The organism is Mycobacterium mantenii (assembly GCF_010731775.1).
Classification (GTDB): domain Bacteria; phylum Actinomycetota; class Actinomycetes; order Mycobacteriales; family Mycobacteriaceae; genus Mycobacterium; species Mycobacterium mantenii.
This window is the reverse complement of record NZ_AP022590.1, coordinates 4,795,040-4,815,504: the sequence shown is the minus strand read 5'-3', so window position 1 is coordinate 4,815,504 and position 20,465 is coordinate 4,795,040. Positions and strand designations below refer to the sequence as shown.

At 68.1% G+C, this 20,465-nt stretch carries 22 protein-coding genes and 1 pseudogene; 12 read left to right on the top strand and 11 right to left on the bottom strand.

Features of this window, described 5'->3' with window-relative positions; genetic code table 11:
- Positions 1-14: 14 nt before the first annotated feature.
- Genes G6N50_RS21950 through G6N50_RS21935 form a run of 4 tightly spaced genes read right to left on the bottom strand, consistent with a single transcriptional unit; the run spans position 15 to position 3,194 of the window.
- Positions 15-830, bottom strand: coding sequence for a Cof-type HAD-IIB family hydrolase (locus G6N50_RS21950; protein ID WP_083097229.1), 816 nt, complete (start codon positions 828-830; stop codon positions 15-17).
- 34 nt (positions 831-864) lie between these two features.
- Positions 865-1,650 (bottom strand): lysophospholipid acyltransferase family protein, encoded by a 786-nt coding sequence (locus tag G6N50_RS21945; RefSeq protein WP_083097228.1) that lies wholly within the window; start codon positions 1,648-1,650, stop codon positions 865-867.
- A gap of 14 nt (positions 1,651-1,664) precedes the next feature.
- Positions 1,665-2,420: a lysophospholipid acyltransferase family protein gene (locus G6N50_RS21940; protein ID WP_083097226.1), complete on the bottom strand. Its 756-nt coding sequence runs from the start codon at positions 2,418-2,420 to the stop codon at positions 1,665-1,667.
- A gap of 6 nt (positions 2,421-2,426) precedes the next feature.
- Positions 2,427-3,194: a lysophospholipid acyltransferase family protein gene (locus G6N50_RS21935; protein WP_083097225.1), complete on the bottom strand. Its 768-nt coding sequence runs from the start codon at positions 3,192-3,194 to the stop codon at positions 2,427-2,429.
- A gap of 200 nt (positions 3,195-3,394) precedes the next feature.
- Between G6N50_RS21935 and G6N50_RS21930 the strand changes: the two genes are divergently transcribed.
- Entirely contained in the window at positions 3,395-4,945 is a 1,551-nt protein-coding gene (locus tag G6N50_RS21930) for an MBL fold metallo-hydrolase (RefSeq protein ID WP_083097223.1), read from the top strand.
- Positions 4,942-5,274, top strand: coding sequence for a hypothetical protein (locus tag G6N50_RS21925; RefSeq protein WP_083097221.1), 333 nt, complete (start codon positions 4,942-4,944; stop codon positions 5,272-5,274). The genes G6N50_RS21930 and G6N50_RS21925 overlap by 4 nt, the downstream gene beginning before the upstream one ends.
- 86 nt (positions 5,275-5,360) lie before the next feature.
- On the opposite strand, the gene G6N50_RS21920 is transcribed toward G6N50_RS21925, so the two are convergent.
- Positions 5,361-6,926, bottom strand: a complete 1,566-nt coding sequence (locus G6N50_RS21920; RefSeq protein WP_083097220.1) for a phytoene desaturase family protein — start codon at positions 6,924-6,926, stop codon at positions 5,361-5,363.
- A gap of 48 nt (positions 6,927-6,974) precedes the next feature.
- Complete coding sequence (locus G6N50_RS21915; RefSeq protein ID WP_083097218.1) at positions 6,975-7,622, bottom strand: TetR/AcrR family transcriptional regulator; 648 nt, start codon at positions 7,620-7,622, stop codon at positions 6,975-6,977.
- Positions 7,623-7,710: 88 nt separating this feature from the next.
- Between G6N50_RS21915 and G6N50_RS21910 the strand changes: the two genes are divergently transcribed.
- Complete coding sequence (locus tag G6N50_RS21910; protein WP_083097216.1) at positions 7,711-8,196, top strand: DUF2834 domain-containing protein; 486 nt, start codon at positions 7,711-7,713, stop codon at positions 8,194-8,196.
- Here the strand turns inward: G6N50_RS21910 and serS are convergent.
- The gene (gene serS / locus G6N50_RS21905; protein WP_083097215.1) at positions 8,193-9,446 is read right to left on the bottom strand and encodes a serine--tRNA ligase; all 1,254 of its coding nucleotides are present in this window, start codon (positions 9,444-9,446) and stop codon (positions 8,193-8,195) included. The genes G6N50_RS21910 and serS overlap by 4 nt on opposite strands.
- A gap of 110 nt (positions 9,447-9,556) precedes the next feature.
- Between serS and G6N50_RS21900 the strand changes: the two genes are divergently transcribed.
- The 3 genes and pseudogenes from G6N50_RS21900 (at position 9,557) to G6N50_RS21890 (ending at position 11,569) form a co-directional block, all read left to right on the top strand.
- Positions 9,557-10,948 (top strand): septum formation family protein, encoded by a 1,392-nt coding sequence (locus tag G6N50_RS21900; RefSeq protein WP_163650878.1) that lies wholly within the window; start codon positions 9,557-9,559, stop codon positions 10,946-10,948.
- Positions 10,949-10,952: 4 nt separating this feature from the next.
- Positions 10,953-11,377: pseudogene (locus G6N50_RS21895) on the top strand (metallopeptidase family protein); the annotation flags it as partial.
- On the top strand, positions 11,378-11,569 hold the full coding sequence (locus tag G6N50_RS21890; RefSeq protein ID WP_083100282.1) for a hypothetical protein: 192 nt from the start codon (positions 11,378-11,380) through the stop codon (positions 11,567-11,569). It begins immediately after the preceding pseudogene.
- Between the two features lie 8 nt (positions 11,570-11,577).
- On the opposite strand, the gene G6N50_RS21885 is transcribed toward G6N50_RS21890, so the two are convergent.
- Positions 11,578-12,264 (bottom strand): histidine phosphatase family protein, encoded by a 687-nt coding sequence (locus tag G6N50_RS21885; RefSeq protein WP_083100280.1) that lies wholly within the window; start codon positions 12,262-12,264, stop codon positions 11,578-11,580.
- The gene (gene pheA, locus G6N50_RS21880; protein ID WP_083100279.1) at positions 12,261-13,205 is read right to left on the bottom strand and encodes a prephenate dehydratase; all 945 of its coding nucleotides are present in this window, start codon (positions 13,203-13,205) and stop codon (positions 12,261-12,263) included. The genes G6N50_RS21885 and pheA overlap by 4 nt, the downstream gene beginning before the upstream one ends.
- A 90-nt stretch (positions 13,206-13,295) precedes the next feature.
- On the opposite strand from pheA, the gene G6N50_RS21875 reads away from it, so the two are divergent.
- Positions 13,296-14,090 (top strand): DUF2470 domain-containing protein, encoded by a 795-nt coding sequence (locus G6N50_RS21875; RefSeq protein WP_083100277.1) that lies wholly within the window; start codon positions 13,296-13,298, stop codon positions 14,088-14,090.
- A 53-nt stretch (positions 14,091-14,143) separates the two neighbouring features.
- The gene (locus tag G6N50_RS21870) at positions 14,144-15,346 is read left to right on the top strand and encodes an LCP family protein (protein ID WP_083100276.1); all 1,203 of its coding nucleotides are present in this window, start codon (positions 14,144-14,146) and stop codon (positions 15,344-15,346) included.
- A gap of 4 nt (positions 15,347-15,350) precedes the next feature.
- Here G6N50_RS21870 and G6N50_RS21865 read toward each other — a convergent pair whose 3' ends face one another.
- On the bottom strand, positions 15,351-16,175 hold the full coding sequence (locus G6N50_RS21865; protein WP_083100274.1) for a glycerophosphodiester phosphodiesterase: 825 nt from the start codon (positions 16,173-16,175) through the stop codon (positions 15,351-15,353).
- Positions 16,176-16,179: 4 nt separating this feature from the next.
- On the bottom strand, positions 16,180-17,226 hold the full coding sequence (locus G6N50_RS21860; RefSeq protein WP_197748034.1) for a DUF4328 domain-containing protein: 1,047 nt from the start codon (positions 17,224-17,226) through the stop codon (positions 16,180-16,182).
- Positions 17,227-17,708: 482 nt separating this feature from the next.
- Between G6N50_RS21860 and G6N50_RS28905 the strand changes: the two genes are divergently transcribed.
- From G6N50_RS28905 to G6N50_RS21845, 4 genes are all read left to right on the top strand, one after another.
- The gene (locus tag G6N50_RS28905) at positions 17,709-17,864 is read left to right on the top strand and encodes a hypothetical protein (protein WP_169926988.1); all 156 of its coding nucleotides are present in this window, start codon (positions 17,709-17,711) and stop codon (positions 17,862-17,864) included.
- A gap of 148 nt (positions 17,865-18,012) precedes the next feature.
- Positions 18,013-18,636: a superoxide dismutase gene (locus tag G6N50_RS21855; protein ID WP_067831826.1), complete on the top strand. Its 624-nt coding sequence runs from the start codon at positions 18,013-18,015 to the stop codon at positions 18,634-18,636.
- A gap of 192 nt (positions 18,637-18,828) precedes the next feature.
- Complete coding sequence (locus tag G6N50_RS21850) at positions 18,829-19,362, top strand: peptidase (RefSeq protein ID WP_066991901.1); 534 nt, start codon at positions 18,829-18,831, stop codon at positions 19,360-19,362.
- A gap of 572 nt (positions 19,363-19,934) precedes the next feature.
- Complete coding sequence (locus G6N50_RS21845) at positions 19,935-20,333, top strand: secretion protein EspR (RefSeq protein ID WP_067831828.1); 399 nt, start codon at positions 19,935-19,937, stop codon at positions 20,331-20,333.
- Positions 20,334-20,465 lie beyond the last annotated feature (132 nt).

Sequence of the window (20,465 nt, the reverse complement as noted above, 5' to 3'; positions counted from 1 at the left end):
AGCCGATTGCGCCGCTAAAGCCACCAGCGTTCCAGCACCCGGCCCACCCCGTCGTCGTTGTTGGCGGCGGTGACCTCGTCGGCGGCCGCCTGCACCTCGGGATGGGCGTTGCCCATCGCCACGCCATGCCCGGCCCACCGCAGCATCGGCAGGTCGTTGGGCATGTCGCCGAACGCGACTACCTCCTCGGGAGCGATCTCCAACGGCCTTGCGATCTCGTCGATTCCGGTGGCCTTGCTGATCCCCAGCGGGACGATCTCGATCAGGCCGTTGTTGGTGGAGTAGGTGATGTCGCCCTCGATGCCGACGTGCCTGGCCAGTTTGGCTGCCATGTCGGCGCTGCGCGCTCCGGTTTTGCGGATGAGCAGCTTGATCGCCGGGGCGCTGAGCAGATCCTGGATCGAGACCTCGGTGTTGTCGGGGTTCAGCCAGGCATGCTCGTAACCCGGCGAGCTGACGAACTGCGGTGTCGCCGTGTCGTGGGCGCTTTCGCCGATCCGCTCGACGGCCAGCCCGGCGCCGGGGATGACGCGGGTCGCCAGCTCCGCCAACTCGGCCAGGGTGTCGACGCCCAGCGTGCGGGTCGACACCACCCGGTCGGTCGCGGAGTCATAGATCACGGCGCCGTTGGCGCACACCGAGATTGGCGCGAATCCCAGCGCGTCGACGACGGGACGTATCCAGCGCGGCGGGCGGCCGGTCGCCACCACGAACTGCGCACCGGCGGCTATGGCGGCGTGGATCGCGTCGCGAGTGCGCGGCGAGATCTTCTCGTCGTCGTCGAACAGGGTGCCGTCGACGTCGCAGGCGATGAGCGCCGGCAGGGTCATCGGAACCGCCCGCCCTCGCGGCTGACCGGACCGCTCAATGCAGCCCGCTCTGGTTCTGCCCCGGTCGCGTGACGCCGTCGGTTCCGTACCTCTGCATCCGCTCCTGCAACTCCGACAACCGGAGGGCCCGGGAATCCTCCTGGGTGGGCGCGCTGCCGCCCAGCCGCCGCGGCACCCAGAATTCGTCTTTCGGATGCGGGTATTCCTCCTGCACCCGGTACAGCAGGTCGTTCATCGCCGAACGCAACAGCACGTTGAGTTCCTCGGGCGTGCCCCGCGGCGGCAACGGCTGCCCGGCCGCGACCGTGATCGGAACCTTGTTGCGAAACACCTTCTTGGGATGGTCCTTGGGCCAGATCCGGTGAGCGCCCCACACGACGATCGGAACGATCGGCACCCGAGCGTCCAGCGCCATGCGCGCCGCCCCGGTCTTGAACTCCCGCAGTTCGAAACTGCGGCTGATGGTGGCCTCGGGATGCATCCCGATCAGCTCGCCCTCGCGCATGCGCTGCACGGCCACATCGAGGGCGTCGTGTCCCGACCTGCGATCCACCGGGATCAGCCGGGCGTGATTGATGACATAGTTGACCGCCTTCACGTCGGCCATCTCCGCCTTGATCATGAAGTACGCGCGCCGGCGGCGCTCGCGAACGGCCATCAGCGTCGGGAGCCAGTCCAGGTAACTGGTGTGGTTCTGGGCCAGCAGGGCGCCGCCCCGCGCGGGAATGTTCTCCAGGCCGTGGTAGGTGAACTTGGTCCCCTGCATCGCGACCATCGGCGGAACGATCCATTCCGCCAGCCGGTAGAACCCCTCGGGCATGTCCTCTCCTTCGCCTACTGCGGCGGGCGCTCGGCCTTTTTGGCCGACCGAGCCGCCGCCTCGGTGGCCTCTATGCAAGCGGCCTCCGCCGGGGTGGGCGCGCCGCCGCCCAGCCGGTGCGGCATCCAATACGCTCCGGACTCGCCCGGGTCGTGCTGTTGCGCCCGGTGCAGGAGCGTGGTCATCGCGTCGCGCAGGGCGGCGTCGGTCCGTGCGATGTCTTCGCGCGCCGACAACGGCGCGCCTACCTGCACAGTAATGGGTATCTTGGCGCGGCCCACATTTCGCGGGTGATCCTTGGTCCAGATTCGCTGCGCTCCCCAGACGATCACGGGCACGATCGGGACTTCCGCCTCGGTGGCCATCCGCGCGGCGCCGCTCTTGAACTCCTTGAGCTCGAAGCTGCGGCTGATCGTGGCTTCGGGATACACCCCCACCAGCTCACCTTCGCGCAGCCGCTGCACCGCCACCCCGTAGGCACCCGCCCCGGCGCCGCGGTCCACCGGGATGGTGCGGGTGTGCTTGATCAGGAAATTGACGGGCTTGACCTGCTGCATCTCGGCTTTGATCATGAACCGCAGCCGGCGTCCCCGGCGGTGTACGGCCAGCGCGGCCGGGAGAAAATCGACGTAGCTGGTGTGGTTGATCGCCACCACGGCGCCGCCCCGCTCGGGGATCTGCTCCTCACCGCTGTAGGTGATCCTGGTGCCGGTGGCCTTCACCGCCAATTGGGCCAGTAGCTCCAAAGCGCGGAAGGTCGGCTCCACCATCGATCACTACTCCGGCGCCCCTGCGGACCGGGCCCGGCGAGCCGCCCGGGCGGCCGCCTCCTCGGCCTCCAGCCGGGCCGCTTCCGCCAGGGACGGGGCGCCGCCGCCCAGCCGGTGTGGCACCCAGAACTCCCCGGCGGGGTGGGGTCCGTACATTTCCTGCGCGCGTTCCAGCAAATGCTGCATGCGCGAGTGCAGCAGCCCCTTCAGTTCCTCGATGGCCAGCGTGGGCGCGATCGGTTCGCCGAGCAGCACAATGATCGGAACCTTGGGACGCCACAGCTTTTTCGGATGATCCTTGGTCCAGATCCGCTGGGCACCCCAGACAATCACCGGCACGATCGGCACCCCGGCCTCGACCGCCATCCGCGCGGCACCCGACTTGAATTCCTTGATCTCGAAGCTGCGGCTGATCGTGGCTTCGGGGTAGACGCCGACCAGCTCGCCGTCCTTCAGGTTCCGGACGGCGGCTTCGAAGGAGGCGGCGCCGTCTTGCCGGTTCACCGAGATGTGCCGCAGGCTGCGCATGATCGGCCCGGTGATCTTGTTGTCGAAAACCTCCTGCTTGGCCATGAACCGCACCTTGCGGCCCAGGCCCTGCTTGTAGGCCGGCAGTCCCGCGAAGGTGAAGTCCAGGTAGCCGGTGTGGTTGATCGCAATGACCGCACCACCGCTTTTCGGCAGGTTCTCCACACCGGTGACGGTGATTTTCAGCCCCTGGAGACGCCACACCAGGCGGGCAAGCTGAATGACAGTCCCGTAAACCGGCTCCACAGCACTTCAGCCTAATGCTCCCCGCCGCAGGCCGCCCCAACAGCCGGAGATCCCGCCGCGCGCCCGCATTTCTCCCGGACGCGGGCGACGGGCCGACGAGGTCGGCCCGCGCTAAGCTCGGGGGCTGAAAAAGCCGTCACCCCCGGCCCCGGCCGCCGAAGCCTTTCGAAGGCCTTCTACCCGGCCCCAGGAAGGTATCAGTGCAGGTCACCAGCGTCGGCCACGCCGGATTTCTGATCCAGACCCAAGCGGGCAGCATTCTTTGCGACCCCTGGGTCAATCCCGCCTACTTCGCGTCCTGGTTCCCGTTCCCGGACAACAGCACGCTGGACTGGGACGAGCTGGGTGCCTGCGACTACCTGTACGTGTCACACCTGCACAAGGACCATTTCGACGCGCAGAACCTGGCCGAGCACGTCAACAAGGACGCCATGGTGCTACTGCCGGACTTCCCGGTGCCCGACCTGCGAAATGAGTTGCAGAAGCTCGGTTTTCACCGATTCTTCGAGACCAGCAACTCGGTCAAACATCGGGTCGGTGGCCCAAGGGGCGACCTCGACGTCATGATCATCGCCCTGCGGGCGCCGGCCGACGGCCCGATCGGCGATTCCGCGCTGGTGGTTTCCGACGGTGCGACAACGGTTTTCAACATGAACGACGCCCGGCCGGTGGATCTGGACGTGCTGGCCTCCGAGTTCGGGCACATCGATGTGCACCTGCTGCAGTACTCCGGAGCCATCTGGTACCCGATGGTCTACGACATGCCGGCCCGCGCCAAGGAGTCGTTCGGCATCCAGAAGCGGCAACGGCAGATGGACCGCGCCCGCCAGTACCTCGCCCAGGTCGGGGCGACGTGGGTGGTCCCGTCGGCGGGCCCGCCCTGCTTCCTGGATCCGGAGTTACGCCACCTCAACGACGACCACGCGGATCCGGCCAACATCTTCCCCGATCAGATGGTTTTCCTGGATCAGATGCGCAGCCACGGCAACGATGGCGGCCTGCTGATGATGCCCGGCTCCATCGCCGATTTCACCGGTTCCACCCTGCATTCGCTGACTCACCCGTTGCCCACCGAGCAGGTCGAGGCCATCTTCACCACGGGCAAGGCCGACTACATCGCCGAGTACGCCGAGCGGATGGCGCCGGTGATCGCCGCGCAGCGGGCGGGCTGGGCCCCCGCGACCGGGGAGCCACTGCTGGAACCGGTGCGCGCCCTGTTCGAGCCGATCATGTCCCAAAGCGACGAGATCTGCGATGGCATCGGCTACCCCGTCGAATTGGTGCTCGGGCCGGAGACCGTGATCTTGGACTTCCCGAAACGGACGGTGCGGGAACGGATTCCGGATGAACGGGTTCGGTATGGATTCGCGATTGCACCGGAGCTGGTTCGCACCGTGTTGCGCGATCGCGAGCCGGACTGGGTCAACACCATCTTCTTGTCGACGCGATTCAGGGCCTGGCGGGTCGGCGGCTACAACGAGTACCTCTACACGTTCTTCAAGTGCCTGACCGACGAGCGGATCGCCTACGCCGACGGCTGGTTCGCCGAGACCCACGACGACTCGGCGTCGGTCACGCTGGACGGCTGGGAGATTCAGCGTCGCTGCCCGCACCTCAAGGCGGACCTGTCGAAATTCGGTGTGGTCGAAGGGAACACACTGACCTGCAACCTGCATGGGTGGCAGTGGCGCCTGGACGACGGGCGGTGCCTGACCGCGAAGGGCCACCAACTGCGGAGTTCACGGGCGTGAACGCATCCTACGATGACGGACTGATCCAACTGGATCGTGCGGCGATCACGTTGCGCCGCTACCACTTTCCGTCGGGCACGTCAAAGGTGATCGCGCTCGACGCGATCCGCGGATACAAAGCCGAGGGGTTGGGCTTGTTCACCCAACGATTCCGGATCTGGGGCAGCTCAGACTTCCGTCGCTGGCTGCCGCTGGACATCAGCCGCCCGCTCAAATCGACGTTGATCACGTTAGACGTGCCCGGCGTCCGGCCCAGCCCGGCCTTCACGCCGTCGCGACCGGACGAGTTCACCGCCCTGCTGGACGACCTGCTCAGCCGGCGCGGTTAGGACGCACGCGACTGCGCGAACGGGTGGCTGCTGCGTCTGCCGTTGACCACCCGGACATAGGTGGCCCGCCTGGCGCCGGCGGATCCCTACCCGGCCGCGCGGTCGGCGAGCGCTTGTTGCGCCGCGTTGTAGCCGGGAATGAAGGTGATCCCCGGGCCGCCATGACAGCCCGCGCTGCCGAGATACAGCCCGTCGATCGGGAGCGGCTGGCCGAGGAAGCCGCGCGGACCGGGGCGGTTGGGACCGACCTGGTTGGCATTCAGCAGGCCGTGGCAGTAGTCGCCGCCGGGCGCGCCGAACATCACGCCCATGTGCTTGGGCGTGAACGTGGTGTGCCGGACGATGCTGCGTTCGAAATTCGGGGCGAGCCGGGTGATCTTGTCGATCACCCGCTGACCCATCTCGACCTTGGCCTGCCCGTAATCCACGTCGCCCTCGATCGGAAAGAACAGCGCGAACGCCGACGCGGCGTGCTTGCCCTCGGGCGCCAGTCCCGGGTCGTTCTGCGACGGGATTTGCAGCACCACCGTCGGGTCGGCGGGCACGATTCCGCGCCGCGCGTCCTCCCACTGCTGCTGGACCTCCTCCGGCGTGCAGAACAGGCCGATCGAGGCCTGCATGGCCGGCGCGTTGAGGCCCTCGTAGGGCGCGGCGAAGACGGGGGCCTCCTCGAGCGCGAAGTGCATCTGCAGATAGCTGCCGCGGTGGTCGATGCGCGCATAGCGTTCCCGGATGTCGGCGGGCAGCGCGGCGGGATCGATCATCTCGTTGAGCGTGACGTCGGGCGCGATGCCGGAGACCACGATCGGGGCGTTCAGCGTCTCGCCCGCCTCGGTGCGCACCCCGGTCACCCGGCCGTCGGCAACCAGAATCTCGGTCACCTTGGTACGCAACCGAACTTCGCCGCCGTGGCCGGTCAGCACGTCGCACAGATGGGAGGTGAGCGCGCCGATGCCACCGCGCAGCTTCTTCATCTGCATGGTGTCCCCGTCGGGAACGCCGAGCCCGAAGGCGAGCGCCGCCGCGCTACCGGGTGTGGACGGGCCCCGGTAGAGCGTGTTGACGGCCAGCACGGTCATCGAACCGCGCAGCGCGCCGTGCTTCTCGCGGTCGGGTAGGTAGCGATCCAACACGTCGGTGACCGATCCGAACAGCATGTCATCGATCGCCGAGCGTTCGAATTCATTTGTGGCACAGGCATACATCTCGTCGATGCTCTTCGGCCGGGTTCCGGCTTCGAACCGGCCCAGCGCGCGCGTCGGCCCTTGGCTCCAGGCCATCAGCCCCGCCATGCCGTTGACGGCATCCGCCCCGTGCACCTCGTTGAGGTGGGTGAACAGCTTGATGGGGTCGCTGTACTGCACCAGCGGATCGTCACCGACGCCGCGCACCGCCACCGACATCACGTCCAGGTCGATCGTCGGTATGGTGTCCAGGCCCAGCTCGTCGACCACCACCTGGGACGTCGGGAATTGCACCGAGCCGGCGATCTCGAACTGGTATCCGTCGAAAAGCTCGACGGTGGATGCCATGCCACCCGCGTAGAGCTTGGCATCCAGGCACACCGTCCGCAGTCCGGCCTTCTGCAGCAGCACCGCCGCGGTCAGGCCGTTGTGTCCCGCACCGATAACTATCGCGTCGTAATCAGTCATGTCGCGCCCTCCGGAATGGAGGCTGGCACGACGGGAAAGTTTTGTCAATTATGACGAAACTTCGCGGCTTGCCGCAGTGATCCAGGAGTCGGTGATTCCCGCCCGCAGCGACTCCAGCGCCGCGTGACACAGCCGTGCGAGTTCGCCGAGGGACCGGTCGTCGCCGACCATCCAGACCTCCATCGCGCCAAACACCGCGGCCGCAATGCATCTCGCGGTGACCGCGGTGCGCACCCGTTGGTCCGCCGTCGGATCCGCGCTGCCGTTGACCCCCCGGCTGCGCCGCTGCAACTGCGCGCCGATGGCGTCGGCGAAGTCGGCCTGGACCTCACGGATGTGCCGGACGATGCGGCCGGGGTCGAGCTCGTCCTGGCGCAGTGCGGCGATTTTGGTCACGGCGTCGACGTCATACGGGAACGAGAAGATGGCGGCCTGCACCGAATCGATGATCGGTTCCGTTGCCGGCCTGGCATCCAGGGCGGAGCGAAACCAATGCAGCCCGGTGTAGTCGGCGAACAGCAGATCGTGCTTGGAGCTGAAGTGACGGTAGAACGTCCGCAGCGACACCCCGGCGTCCGCCGCGATCTGCTCGGCCGACGTGTCTTCCACGCCCTGGGCCAGAAACCGCACCAGGGCGGCCTGCCGCAACGCTTCGCGCGTGCGCTCGCTGCGCGCCGTTTGCGCCGGTCTGACCATGCAAGCAAGGTACCAAGACACCGGCGTGGCGAGTCCGCTTGTTGTGTCAATATTGACAAAACTTCGGCGACGGGGCGAGACTGCGCCCATGGTCTCGCTACTCACTCACGCGGTACTCGGGCTGGCGGTCATCACCTGGATCGTCAAGGCCAACTCGCAGGTGTTCGCCCGGCCGGCCGACGGCCCGCTCTTCTCGCCCATGGAAATCATGTACTACGTCGTCGGCATCGCCTCGGTCGCGCTCGGCTGGTATTTCAACGTCACCTACGTGCAGGAGTACGCGCACGGATCCACCAACCCGCTGTGGGGCGAACACGGCAGCTGGGTCGAATACATCAAGCTGATGTTCACCAACCCGGCCGCCAGCTCGGCCAGCCAGGACTACACGATCGCCAATGTTGTTCTGCTGCCGATCTTTACGATCGTGGACGGCTACCGCCGCGGTCTGCGCCACCCGTGGCTGTACTTTGTGTCCAGCCTGTTCACCAGCTTCGCGTTCGCATTCGCGTTCTACTTCGCGACGATGGAACGCCAGCGCCGGCACGAGCGGTCCCGCACGACGGTAAACGCTTAGGGCTCAAGCACTTCGGCGCCGACGAACGGCACCAGCGCGGCGGGAACGCGCACGCTGCCATCGGGCTGCTGGTGGTTCTCCAGGATCGCCACCAGCCACCGCGTGGTGCCCAGCGTGCCGTTGAGCGTGGCCGCGGTCTGCGGTTTGCCCGCCTCGTCGCGATACCGCGTAGCCAGCCTGCGGGCCTGGAACGTGGTGCAGTTAGACGTGGACGTCAGCTCGCGATAGGCGCCCTGCGTGGGAACCCAAGCCTCGCAATCGAATTTGCGCGCGGCCGACGAGCCGAGATCGCCCGCGGCCACGTCGATCACCCGATACGGCACCTCGATGCGCGCCAGCATTTCGCGCTGCCAGCCCAGCAGCCGCTGGTGTTCCGCCTCGGCGTCGGCCGGGGTGCAGTAGACGAAGCCCTCGACCTTGTCGAACTGATGCACCCGGATGATGCCGCGGGTGTCCTTGCCGTAGCTGCCGGCCTCGCGGCGGAAGCACGACGACCATCCCGCGTAGCGCAGCGGTCCGCCGGACAAGTCCAGAATCTCATCGGCGTGATAGCCGGCCAACGGCACCTCCGAGGTGCCCACCAGGTAGAGGTCGTCGGCCTGGACCCGGTAGACCTCGTCGGCGTGCGCGCCCAGGAATCCGGTTCCGGCCATCACCTCCGGGCGCACCAGCACCGGCGGAATCATCGGAATGAAGCCGTTGTCGACGGCCAGCCGCAGGGCCAGCTGCAACAGGCCCAGCTGCAGCAGCGCGCCCTTGCCGGTCAGGAAGTAGAACCGCGACCCGGACACCTTGGCCCCGCGCTGCATGTCGATGAGCCCGAGCGATTCGCCGAGCTCGAGGTGGTCCTTCGGGTTGTCGATCGCCGCGGGCTCGCCGACCTCGTCGAGGACGGCGAAGTCGTCCTCCCCACCGGCGGGCACCCCGTCGATGATGACGTTGGAGATCGCCATGTGCGCCGCGGTGAACGCCGTCTCCGCGTCGGCCTGGGCGGCTTCGGCGGCCTTGACCTGCTCGGCCAGCTCTTTCGCGCGGGCCAGCTTGGCCGGACGCTCCTCGGCGGACGCCGCGCCCACACTCTTGCTGGCGGACTTCTGCTCGGCCCGCAGGCCGTCGGCCGACGAGATCGCGGCCCGGCGGGTGGCATCGGCGGTCAGCAGGGTGTCTACCAGCGACGGGTCCTCACCACGACTGAGTTGGGAGCGGCGCACGGCATCGGGGTCTTCCCGGAGCAGCTTCAGGTCGATCACGGCCCTGAGACTACTTTCACCGCTTCCGGCCAACCGGCGGAGCACCACCCGGGCTGCCTCAGGACTCACATCCGTAACTTTTGTCACGCGCCTCAGGTGGCCCTGTCAGAATGGAGCGGATGTCGCAAGCGCCCGAGAAGGAACTTTCGGACGGCCGGGAAGGCCGAGTGGTCGAGTCGCCCGTCGGCTCGGCCGATGAGTCGTCCGGCGAACACCCGCCCGCCTTCCTGTGGCCGCGCAGCCTGCAAGCCCGGGCGACCCGGCGCGCGCTGCTGCTGACCGCGCTCGGCGGCCTGTTGATCGCCGGGCTGGTCACCGCGATCCCGGTCGGTGGGCCCGGATCGGGGCGGTTCCTGGACAGCAGCCCCGTGCGCAGCACCGGCACCAAGAGCGACGCCGCCTTCAACCGGGCCTCCGCCGGGGAATGCCTGATGTGGCCGGACACCACGCCGGAGTCGGCGAAGATCGTCAACTGCGGCGACGACCACAAATTCGAGGTCGCCGAATCCATCGACATGCGGACGTTCCCGGGGTCCGAGTACGGGCCCAGCGCCGCGCCCCCGACGCCCGCCCGCATTCAGCAGATCACCCAGGAGCAGTGCGAGGCCGCCGTCCGCAATTACCTCGGCCCCAAGTTCGACCCGAACAGCAAGTTCACCGTCAGCCTGCTGTGGCCCGGCGACCGAGCCTGGCGCCAGTCCGGCGATCGCCGCATGCTGTGCGGCCTGCAGATGCCCGGCATGAACAACCAGCAGCAGGCGTTCAAAGGCAAGGTCGGCGACGTCGATCAGTCCAAGGTGTGGCCGGCCGGAACCTGTCTGGGCATCGACTCGGCGACCAACCAGCCGACCGATGCACCGGTTGACTGCGCGGCTCCGCACGCGATGGAGGTCACCGGCACGGTCAATTTGGCCGAGAAGTTCCCCGGCGCCCTGCCCGCCGAGCCCGACCAGGACGGCTTCATCAAGGACTCGTGCACCAAGATGACGGACGCGTACCTGGCGCCGGTCAAGCTGCGTACCACCACCCTGACGCTGATCTACCCGACGGTGCCGCTGGCCAGTTGGTCGGCGGGCAGCCGCGAGGTGGCCTGCAGCATCGGCGCCACCCTGGGCAACGGCGGCTGGGCCACCCTGCTCAACAGCGCCAAGGGCCAGCTGCTGATCAACGGTCAGCCGCCGGTACCGCCGCCCGACATTCCCGAAGAGCGGCTCACCATGCCGCCGATTCCGCTTCAGGTCCCGGCGCAGCCGCCGTCGAGCCAGTCCGGCCAAGGCTCGGCCCCGGAGATCCCGCCGAACAACCAGCACCTGCCCGGGCAGCAGCCGGCTCAGCAACCCCAGCAGGCCCCGCAGCCGCAGGCTCCCGCCCAGCAGGCGCCGCCGCCGGCGGACAACGGCGCCCCGCCGGCCAATCCCGCCCCCGAGGCGCCGGCACCCCCGCCGCCGCCGGCGAATCCCGCACCGGAGGCACCCCCCGCCGAGCCCCCGCCGGGAGGCTAGGCGGGTGTCGGTCCGGATGAACCCGCAGCGCTTCGACGAGTTGGTCTCCGACGCCCTCGACCTGATCCCGCCCGGGCTGGCGGCCGCGATGGACAACGTCGTCGTCCTGGTCGAAGACCGCCATCCCGAGGACGCCGAACTGCTCGGGCTCTATGAGGGGGTGGCGCTGACCGAACGCGACTCCGACTACTTCGGATCGCTGCCGGATGCCATCACCATCTACCGCGAAACGCTGCTGGACGTGTGCGAATCCGAGGACGAGGTGGTCGAGGAAGTGGCCGTCACGGTGATCCACGAAATCGCTCACCACTTCGGGATCGACGACGACCGGTTGCACGAGCTGGGCTGGGGCTGACGACTTCGCACCCCCGCCGGGTTCCCGGGCGCGGCATCCCGGATTTGTCCGCGACGGGTGCTATGAACTCACCTATGAGCATTGACTGCCGCGATTGCCGGGCAGGCTTAGATCACTGTCACGGCACCATCATTCGCCATGCGCTGCACCGGTCGGAATGCACGGAGCCGGAGTGCTTCAGTCCTGAGTTGTTGCCGCACGCCTTCGTCATCGACTGCGACGCCGTGGGCTGCGCCTGCACCGAAGTGATCGCGCTGGCCGTCTGACGGTGCGGTCAGCCCATCGGGTCGGTGCCTGAGCGCACCGCGTCCGCGACCGGGGTCGCCTCTTCCTCCGGGTAGAACGGCGGCGTCAACGTCCCCCAGCGCACGCAGCTCCAGCGCCCGTCGGTGATCGGGGTCAAAGCCACCGATTGGGTGTTGTCCAGGTGGTTGTCCAGCGCGAATGCGGCTTCCACGCCGGCCAGCACCGCGGCGGCCAGCCGGATCGCCGCGCCATGGCTGACGACGACGATGTCGCCGTGGAAGTCGCGGTCGTCGAGATAGCGCAAGCGCAGGTCGGTGACCACCGGAAGGTACCGGTCCAGCACGTCGTTGCCGGTTTCACCGCCGGGAAGCGCGACGTCAAGCTCGCCGTGATGCCATCGCTCGTAGATCGCGTTGAACTCGGCGACCGCGTCATCGTCGTTGCGGTTTTCCAACCGCCCGACCTGCACCTCATGGATGTCGGCCATCTCGATGGGCGGCATCTCGAGCTGGCCGCCGATCACCGCGGCGGTCTGCGACGCCCGGGTGGCCACCGAGTGCGCGAGCATCGCCGGCCGCGACGAACCGCGGGCGACCGCCCGGGCCTGGTCGCGGCCCAACGGGGTCAGCTCCGCCCCGGGCGGGCGGGTATCAAGCCGGCGCTCGACGTTTCCGAACGACTGGCCGTGCCGCATCAGGATCAATCGACCGCTCACTGTTGCGGCCCCCGATCGGCGGGCCTTCCGTCTCGCAGCCGCGCCAGCCAGCACGCGTCCTCGGCGGCGGGCGGCGGCAGTGCCCCTGCCGGCGAGCCGGTGGGCCAGGATCCTAGGTATCGCACGTCAGCACAACGACGGTGCAGCGCTTTGAGTGCCTCGGCGACGGCATCGTCGTCGATGTGGCCCACGCAATCGGCGAAGAACCGGTAGGTGCCGAGCCCGGTTCTGGTCGGCCGGGACTCGATGCGGGTCAGGTCGATGCCACGGACCGCGAATTCGGCGAGTGCGGCCAGCAACGCGCCCGGAGCGTTGTCGATGCGCAGCACCACCGCGGTGCGGTCGGCTCCGGTGCGGGCGGGCGGCGGTCCCGGCCGCCCGACCAGAAGGAATCGGGTGCGGGCGTTTGGTTCGTCGACGACACCCTCGGCCAGGGTGGCCAGGCCCCAGCGGACGGCGGCCAGCGGCGAGGTCACCGCCGCGTCGACGCGGCCCTGCGACACCTGCTGGGCGGCGTCGGCATTGGAATACGCGGGCCGCAGTTCGGCGCCGGCCAGATTGGCGGCCACCCACTGCCGCACCTGGGCGGCCGCCACACCGAAGGCCGCCAGCGTCCGCACGTCCGCCGCGCTGCGGCCGGGTTTGACGACGATGCTGAACGCGACGTCCAGCGTGGTTTCGGCGAAGACCTGCAGGGGTGAGCCGATGGCCAGGCTGTCCAAGGTAGGGGTCACCGAACCGTCGATCGAGTTCTCGATCGGGACGCAGGCGTAGTCGGCGGCGCCATCGCGCACGGCGTCCAGCGCGGCGGAGGTGCTTTCCACCGGCGAGGGTTGCACTTCGGCCGGATCTTGGTCGGGGATTAGACCGGCGGCGGTGATCTGTTGCAGCGCCGCCTCGGTGAACGTCCCCTCCGGACCGAGGTAAGCGATGCGGGCCACGTCCCAACCCTAGCGGCGCGCGGGCCAGAAAACCCTTGCGACGTCACCCGGGCATAAGTTAATTTAGGCTTACCTAATCGAAGGATGAGAATGGTGTTACCGCTGACCTGTCCCGCCCCGACCACAGCCGAACGGATTCGCAGCGCCTGCGTCCGCGCCGGCGGCGCGCTGCTCGCGATCGAGCACGAAGACCCGGTCCCCACCCCCGTGCATCACCTGATGGACGACGGATCCGTCGCGCTGGCCCTGCCCGTCGAGCGGGAACGCGAGCTCACGCGCCCGATTTCGGGATCTCAGGCGTTGCTGGAACTGACCGACTACGCGCCTCTTCCGCTGCGCGAACCCGTCCGGTCGCTGGTGTGGGTGCGCGGTCGCCTCCAAGAGGTGCACCCGACGGAGATCCTGGAAACGCTCGACCTGATCGCCGCCGAGTGCCCGCATCCGGCCCTGCTGAGCATCGACACACCGCGCTGCGTCCCCACCGACGGCGAAGAGCCGCGGTACACGCTGTTGCGGCTCGAGATCGCGTCGGTCGTCGTCACCGATGCCACCGGTGCGGAGCCCGTCAGCGTGGACGACCTGCTGGACGCCAGGCCCGACCCGTTCTGCGCGCTCGAGTCGAGCCTGCTGCGGCACCTGGACGCCGCGCACGGCGACGTTCTGGCACGACTGGTGTCCCGGCTGCCGGCTCCCCTGCGGCGCGGGCACGTGCGACCCCTGGGCCTGGACCGCTACGGCGTCCGATTCCGCGTCGAGGGCGAGGACCGGGACCACGATGTCCGGCTGCCGTTCCACAAACCGGTTGACGACATGACCGGCCTGAGCCAGGCCATCCGGGTGCTGATGGGTTGCCCGTTCATCAACGGGCTGCGGGCGCGCGGCTAGACGAACTTGCGGCGCACCGGCGCGGCGGACAGCCGGGCACGTACGTTAACCAGGTGAACGGCGACCGCTCCCCGCAACGACGGCGGCCTCCGGGATGGAGCCCGCCCGGGCCACCCCGCCCCGAACCGCCGCAGGTGATCCGCCGGCGGGCGGCCCCGCCGCCCTCACCGACGGCGGAGACCCAGCCGCTGCCGTCCGCCGCTCCCCCGGTGCCGCCGCCGCCACGGCCGCAGGCACCACGGCCGCAGGCACCATGGCCGCATGCACCGAGCGTCTCCCGGAAGCGCCGCAAGCGCCGCTGGCTCCGCACGGCGGTGTCGGTCCTGCTGGTGGGGGCGCTGCTGATCGGCGCGGGCGTCATCGCCGGCGCGTTCTGGTTCGACAACAAACTGCATCGCGAGCAGGTGCTCGCCGACTACGCCGACCGGCCCGCAACCGGCCGCGGCACCAACTGGCTGATCGTCGGGTCGGACAGCCGCCAGGGGCTCAGCGCCCAACAGCAACAGGATCTGGCCACCGGCGGCGACATTGGTAACGGTCGTACCGACACGATCCTGCTGGTTCATGTTCCGGGCGTCGGGTCCGGGGTGCGGACGACCATGGTGTCGATACCGCGCGACTCCTTGGTGCCGATCCCGGGCCACGGGAAGGACAAGATCAACGCCGCGTTCGCGATGGGTGGTGCGCAGCTGCTGGTCCGGACGGTGGAACAGGCCACCGGGTTGCGCCTCGATCATTACGCCGAGATCGGGTTCGGCGGGTTCGCCGCGGTGGTGGATGCGCTCGGCGGGGTGACGGTGTGCCCGAAAACGGCTTTCGACGACCCGTTGGCCGGCATCGACCTGGCGGCCGGCTGCCACACCGTCAACGGCCGGACCGCGCTCGGATACGTCCGGTCACGCGATACGCCGCGGGCCGACCTGGACCGAATGGTCAACCAACGCCAATTCGTGTCGGCGCTGCTGCATCGGGCCGCCAGTCCCGCGGTATGCCTCAACCCCTGGCGCTGGTATTCGGTGCCGAGTGCGGCCGCCGGCGCCCTGACCGTCGACCGGGGCGACCACGTCTGGGACCTGGCCCGGCTCGGCTGGGCGCTGCACGGGTCGACCACCACCATGACCGTCCCGATCGGGGAGTTCACCAGCGGCGACGCCGGGTCGGTGGTGGTGTGGAATCACGACGAGGCCGCCCGCTTGTTCGAGGCGTTGGCCACCGACGCGTCGCTACCCGCCGTCACGACGGACGACCCGCAATAGCGGCCTAACCGCTGCTTTCCCCCGCGCGGTGACGCTGCAGATACGCCTTGGTGCGGCCCGGGTGGTGCGTGGCGAGCCAGGCCACCCCGACGTCGCGGCAGAAATCGATGTCTTCGTATTCGTCGACGTTCCAGCAGTAGACCGCCCTGCCCTGGGCGATGGCGCGGTCCGCGAGTTGGGGATATTCCTTCAGCGTCGACAGCGAGGGCCCGACGGCGGTGGCGCCGATGGCGGTGGGGGCACCGCTGGTCAGGTAACGCGCGGTCTTGCCGAGCAGCACCGTGGGCAGTAACGGCGCGGCGCGACGGATCCGCCAGACCGCCGACGCCGAGAACGACATCACCACCGCGCGGGACCGGTCCGCCGAGGCGGGCGCGGCTATGCCGAAGCGATGCAGCGACGCGAGCAGTTTGGTTTCCACCAGTGAGCCGTACCGGACCGGGTGTTTGGTCTCGATGAACAGCTTCACCGGCCGACGCCAATCCAGCACCAGTGAAACCAGCGCGTCCAGCGTCAACAAACTGGTGTCACCGTGCGTGCCGTCTTCCCGCCAGCTGTCGTGCCACGCGCCGTACTCGAGCTCGCGCAGTTCGGCCAGCGTCGTCGTGCTGACCAGGCCGGCCCCGGTCGAGGTCCGGTCCAGCCGCCGATCGTGCACGCAGACCAGGTGACCGTCGCGCGTCAAGCGCACGTCGCATTCCACGCCGTCGGCACCCTCTTTAAGCGCTAGGTCGTAGGCGGCCAGCGTGTGCTCGGGCCGCGCGGCCGACGCGCCGCGGTGGGCGACGACATAGGGATGCCCGGCGAGCACCTCGTCGGCCCACGTCATACCCCTATGCTGCCGGTTCCCTGCCATCCAACTCAACTGGGACGGCCGATGCCGGCGCGGCGGGCCGGTCATCGGGAACCGCGACCCAGCGATGCGCGGGCCGGGCGACGGGTTTGCGCTGGAATCCCTCGAAGACCCGGGTGGCGGCGGCCAGCGTGGCGGCCGCGAACAGGTACGCGAAGACCATCAGGACGGTGTTGTTGGCGATGCCCTGGGCGTCGGAAACGAAGCTCGTCGCGATGGCGGCGATGGACACCGCATAGCTGCAGACCCACGCTCCCCACCACTGCAGGATGGTGCCGCGCAACCGGGCGTAGTGCTCTTCGAGCACCGCCAGCTCGATGACGTACACCGGGGCCCACAGCAGGTTGGCCAGCGGCACGACGCAGCCGGCCCAGAGCGCCCGCGTGGAGCGCTGCTCGGGGAGGCCGTGGTGGGCGAACACGGCGGCGCGGCGGGCGATCATCCAGCGGATCAGCAGCACGCCGGAGGCGATCACCGCCGCTGCCGCGCCCAAGCTGGCCAGCACGCCGAGCCAGTCGGCGCCGATGGCCACCCAGGAGTTCAGCAAGGTGTTCCGGTTGATTACCAGCAGCACGTACCGCACCACGTAGACCAGGGCGGCGATGCTGAGCACCAGCACGCTGACGAACGCCGTGGTGCGGACGATCTGCGCCGACGGCCCTGGTTGCGCGGGTGCCTCGGCGGTAGCGGGCGCGTGTGCGACGCGGTCGGTCAAACCCCAGCGCGGTATGACGGTGTAGCGCGGCGTGGGTCCCAGCGGTCGGCGGCCGCGTCGCGTCGGCGGCGCCGCGCCGGGCCGGACCGCTATCCAGCGGTAGCCGGGCGGCAGCCGTGGCGGCGTGCGCTGCCACCCCGGGGCCCCCGAGGGGCGGGCCGGGGTCGGGGTTCCGGGCGCGCCCCATCGGGGGTCGGCCGGCGGGGCGTCCGGTGCGGGTGCCATCAGGGCGCCGCGGCAGCGGGGACACCATTCGCGTTGTCGGTCGCGCACGTTCCAGCGGGTGCCGCACTGGGAGCACACCTGGATCACCGGACCAGACTAACGCCGCCCCGACGAGGGCCGAGGAACGCGGGCCGCGGGCCGTGCGACGTCCACCCGCGACGGCCGTTCGAGCGGCGCCCCGGCAACCGCCCGGGCCGCCCGAAGCTATCCACAGTTTCCACAGGTTTATCCACAGGTATGCAGGGGTATAGGGAACCATTGCTACAGCCTCTGGCAGCTGACCGTGGTGTAACTGTGGATAACAACGCGGTTTTGTCGGCATGCCATCGACAGCCCACGACCGGTCGCTGAGCGAAATGGATTGTCTTCCTAAGCACCCGTGTGGACACCGCGTCCGACGGCCTTCCCGGCCCGGCACCGGGGCCCCCGCCCGGCCCGCTCGCCGTGGCCAACCCGCAGCTCAGCGCGCTATTTCTCAAGCACGCCGCAAAGCGCTATGATCGCGTTCTCGAAAGGTGTTTGTGACTCACCTCACTGACGCGAGGTGACCGGGGGGTGAAAGGCGTTTGATGGCCACGCATTCGTTCGGTCCGGGTTCACCGGGCCCGTCGAAGTCGTATTGCGGCTCGCCGGCGTGGAATCACAGCTATAGCATCGCCGCGCTGCGCGCCGGGTTGATCGCCCTGGTATTGCTCGCGGTGCTCGCGATCATCGTCTTGTCTTGAATCGCCGCTGAGCGGGTATCCGCGTTCCGGCTCACAAGGGTCGTTCTTGCGGAGCGCGCGGTCATGGAGCACTGTTGTTAACGGCTGGCCGCCGTGAGGCGGCGCCGCGCGACTGAGCGTCAAGACGATAATCGAAGAAAGGAACGCCGTGGCTGAATACACCCTGCCCGACCTGGACTGGGACTATGCAGCGTTGGAACCGCACATCTCGGGGCAGATCAACGAAATCCACCACAGTAAGCACCACGCCACCTACGTCAAAGGTGTGAACGACGCTCTGTCCAAGCTCGAAGAGGCTCGCGCCAACGAGGACCACGCTGCGATCTTCCTGAACGAAAAGAACCTCGCCTTCCACTTGGGCGGCCATGTCAACCACTCGATCTGGTGGAAGAACCTCTCGCCGGAAGGCGGCGACAAGCCGACCGGCGAATTGGCCGCCGCGATCGACGACGCGTTCGGGTCCTTCGACCGATTCCGCGCACAGTTCAGCGCGGCCGCCAACGGTCTGCAGGGTTCGGGGTGGGCGGTCCTGGGCTACGACACCCTCGGCAGCCGACTGCTGACCTTCCAGCTTTACGACCAGCAGGCCAACGTTCCGCTCGGCATCATCCCCTTGCTTCAGGTGGACATGTGGGAACACGCGTTCTACCTGCAGTACAAGAACGTCAAGGCGGATTACGTCAAGGCGTTCTGGAACGTCGTCAACTGGGCGGACGTGCAGAAGCGGTACGCGGCCGCTACGTCGAAAACCCAGGGCCTGATCTTCGGCTGACTTCGTTTCGATCGGCGGGGGCGTCGCGCGGTTGCGCGGCGCCCCAGTCGTTTGTCTGACCCATTTCGATTGCGTGACAACGTCTGCGCGCTCACCGTGTCGTGTTGCGCGGCGCCTAAGCCGCGGGCATGCTTGATTATTCGGACTTACCAGTGTGGTTATTCCAGGTGGAGGCGTCGCGCGGAGGTCGAAATGGAAACTGGGTCGGATCGGCCTATCGGGGTTTCCCCGTTCCATTCTCGCGGTGCCTTGAAAGGTTTCGTGATCTCCGGGCGGTGGCCCGATTCGACGAAAGAATGGGCCCAGCTGCTCATGGTCGCGGTCAGGATCGCGTCGTTGCCCGGATTGCTCTCCACCACAACGGTCTTCGGCGCCCGCGAGGAATTGCCGGACGAACCCGAACCGGGCACGGTTGGCCTGGTGCTGGCCGAGGGCACGGTATTCGGTGAGTCAGCCATTCAGCCAGGCTATTTCGCAGAACATCAGCCGCCGGCTTTACTCATGCTGCACCCGCCCTCGGAAACCACGCCGTCACTACCCGAATGCACCGGGGCGGCGTCGGGATGCGTATTGCTGCCCGGATTGCCTTACCTCGGACTCGAGCATCGGGCGGCGTGGGTGGAGGCAGAGGCCGACGGCACCATCACTTCGATGGTGAGCCGGGTCGGCGTCGACCCGATCAGCCACCCCGATACGGCCATATTGGCGATGCTGCTCGCGGCATAACGACGCTCCCGGACACAGTTCGGGACCACGCCGCGGGCGTGCGAACCGCGATTCGCCTTCCTGACCGGGGCCCTGGCCCAGGGTGGCGGGGACGATCTGGTGCCGCAAACTCGTCGCCGCGGTCGGGCGTGCGATCACCGGGTACGGGGGTAAGTTAACGGCGCCTCGACGACCGGTGGCCGGAAGCCGTCAGCCGGGCAGCGCCGCAATTTCCGGCACCGTTTCGCCCTCGGCAGCAAAGGGTGCGCTAAATCGGCCCGGATTGCAGACCCGTTGCGGTGCGACTGCCGAACACGTCCTGGCATATTATCGCTCCCGTCAGCAGTTCGTCCGCCCGCCACTTCGGAACGGACGTCCAATTCTGCGGATAACCTGTGAGTTTTATGGATTTAGTGGACACCCCAGCGAATCAGTTAGACGCTCGTCAAGTGGGGAGGTCGCCGGCGTCAGCTATGCCGATCGGCAATCCCCCGGTGTTTGCACCTGGTTAGGGTTACCAAGCCTCGCTACCATGATCAGCAAATACACCTAGGTAATAGTTCACTTCTACAGCCCAGTGGAGGTCATATCTGATGAGCACGACGTTCGCTGCTCGCCTGAACCGCCTGTTCGACACGGTGTATCCGCCGGGACGCGGGCCGCACACGTCCGCGGAAGTCATCGCGGCGCTCAAGGCGGAGGGCATAACGATGTCGGCTCCCTACCTCTCCCAGTTGCGTTCCGGCAACCGCACCAACCCGTCGACGGCGACCATGGCCGCTTTGGCCAACTTTTTCCGCATCAAGTCGGCCTACTTCACCGACGACGAGTACTACGAGAAGCTCGACAGCGAATTGTCGTGGCTGGCCACGACGCGCGACGACAACGTGCGCCGCATCGCGGTGCGCACGGCCGAGCTGTCCCCCGAAGCGCAGCGTGAGGTCATGGAGCGGGTCAACGAGCTGCGCCGGGCCGAGCACTTAGACGCCTGACGCCCACGCCCTGGCACCGGCTGTCGGGCCTGCCCTGGAGGGCTGCCGCCCGCCCATTCCGATTAGGGTTGGCTCAGCGGATCGCGCAACCGCGAGAGCGCTAGTCCACGAGATAATCGGGAGGCGGCCGGG

Coding starts and splice junctions, on each gene's coding strand:
- G6N50_RS21915 (WP_083097218.1), bottom strand. CDS start 7,622: ATGGTCAGACCGGCGCAAACGGCGCGCAGCGAGCGCACGCGCGAAGCG.
- G6N50_RS21910 (WP_083097216.1), top strand. CDS start 7,711: ATGGTCTCGCTACTCACTCACGCGGTACTCGGGCTGGCGGTCATCACC.
- G6N50_RS21890 (WP_083100282.1), top strand. CDS start 11,378: ATGAGCATTGACTGCCGCGATTGCCGGGCAGGCTTAGATCACTGTCAC.
- G6N50_RS21875 (WP_083100277.1), top strand. CDS start 13,296: ATGGTGTTACCGCTGACCTGTCCCGCCCCGACCACAGCCGAACGGATT.
- G6N50_RS28905 (WP_169926988.1), top strand. CDS start 17,709: ATGGCCACGCATTCGTTCGGTCCGGGTTCACCGGGCCCGTCGAAGTCG.
- G6N50_RS21950 (WP_083097229.1), bottom strand. CDS start 830: ATGACCCTGCCGGCGCTCATCGCCTGCGACGTCGACGGCACCCTGTTC.
- G6N50_RS21920 (WP_083097220.1), bottom strand. CDS start 6,926: ATGACTGATTACGACGCGATAGTTATCGGTGCGGGACACAACGGCCTG.
- G6N50_RS21850 (WP_066991901.1), top strand. CDS start 18,829: ATGGAAACTGGGTCGGATCGGCCTATCGGGGTTTCCCCGTTCCATTCT.
- G6N50_RS21845 (WP_067831828.1), top strand. CDS start 19,935: ATGAGCACGACGTTCGCTGCTCGCCTGAACCGCCTGTTCGACACGGTG.
- G6N50_RS21900 (WP_163650878.1), top strand. CDS start 9,557: ATGGAGCGGATGTCGCAAGCGCCCGAGAAGGAACTTTCGGACGGCCGG.
- G6N50_RS21945 (WP_083097228.1), bottom strand. CDS start 1,650: ATGCCCGAGGGGTTCTACCGGCTGGCGGAATGGATCGTTCCGCCGATG.
- G6N50_RS21940 (WP_083097226.1), bottom strand. CDS start 2,420: ATGGTGGAGCCGACCTTCCGCGCTTTGGAGCTACTGGCCCAATTGGCG.
- G6N50_RS21865 (WP_083100274.1), bottom strand. CDS start 16,175: ATGACGTGGGCCGACGAGGTGCTCGCCGGGCATCCCTATGTCGTCGCC.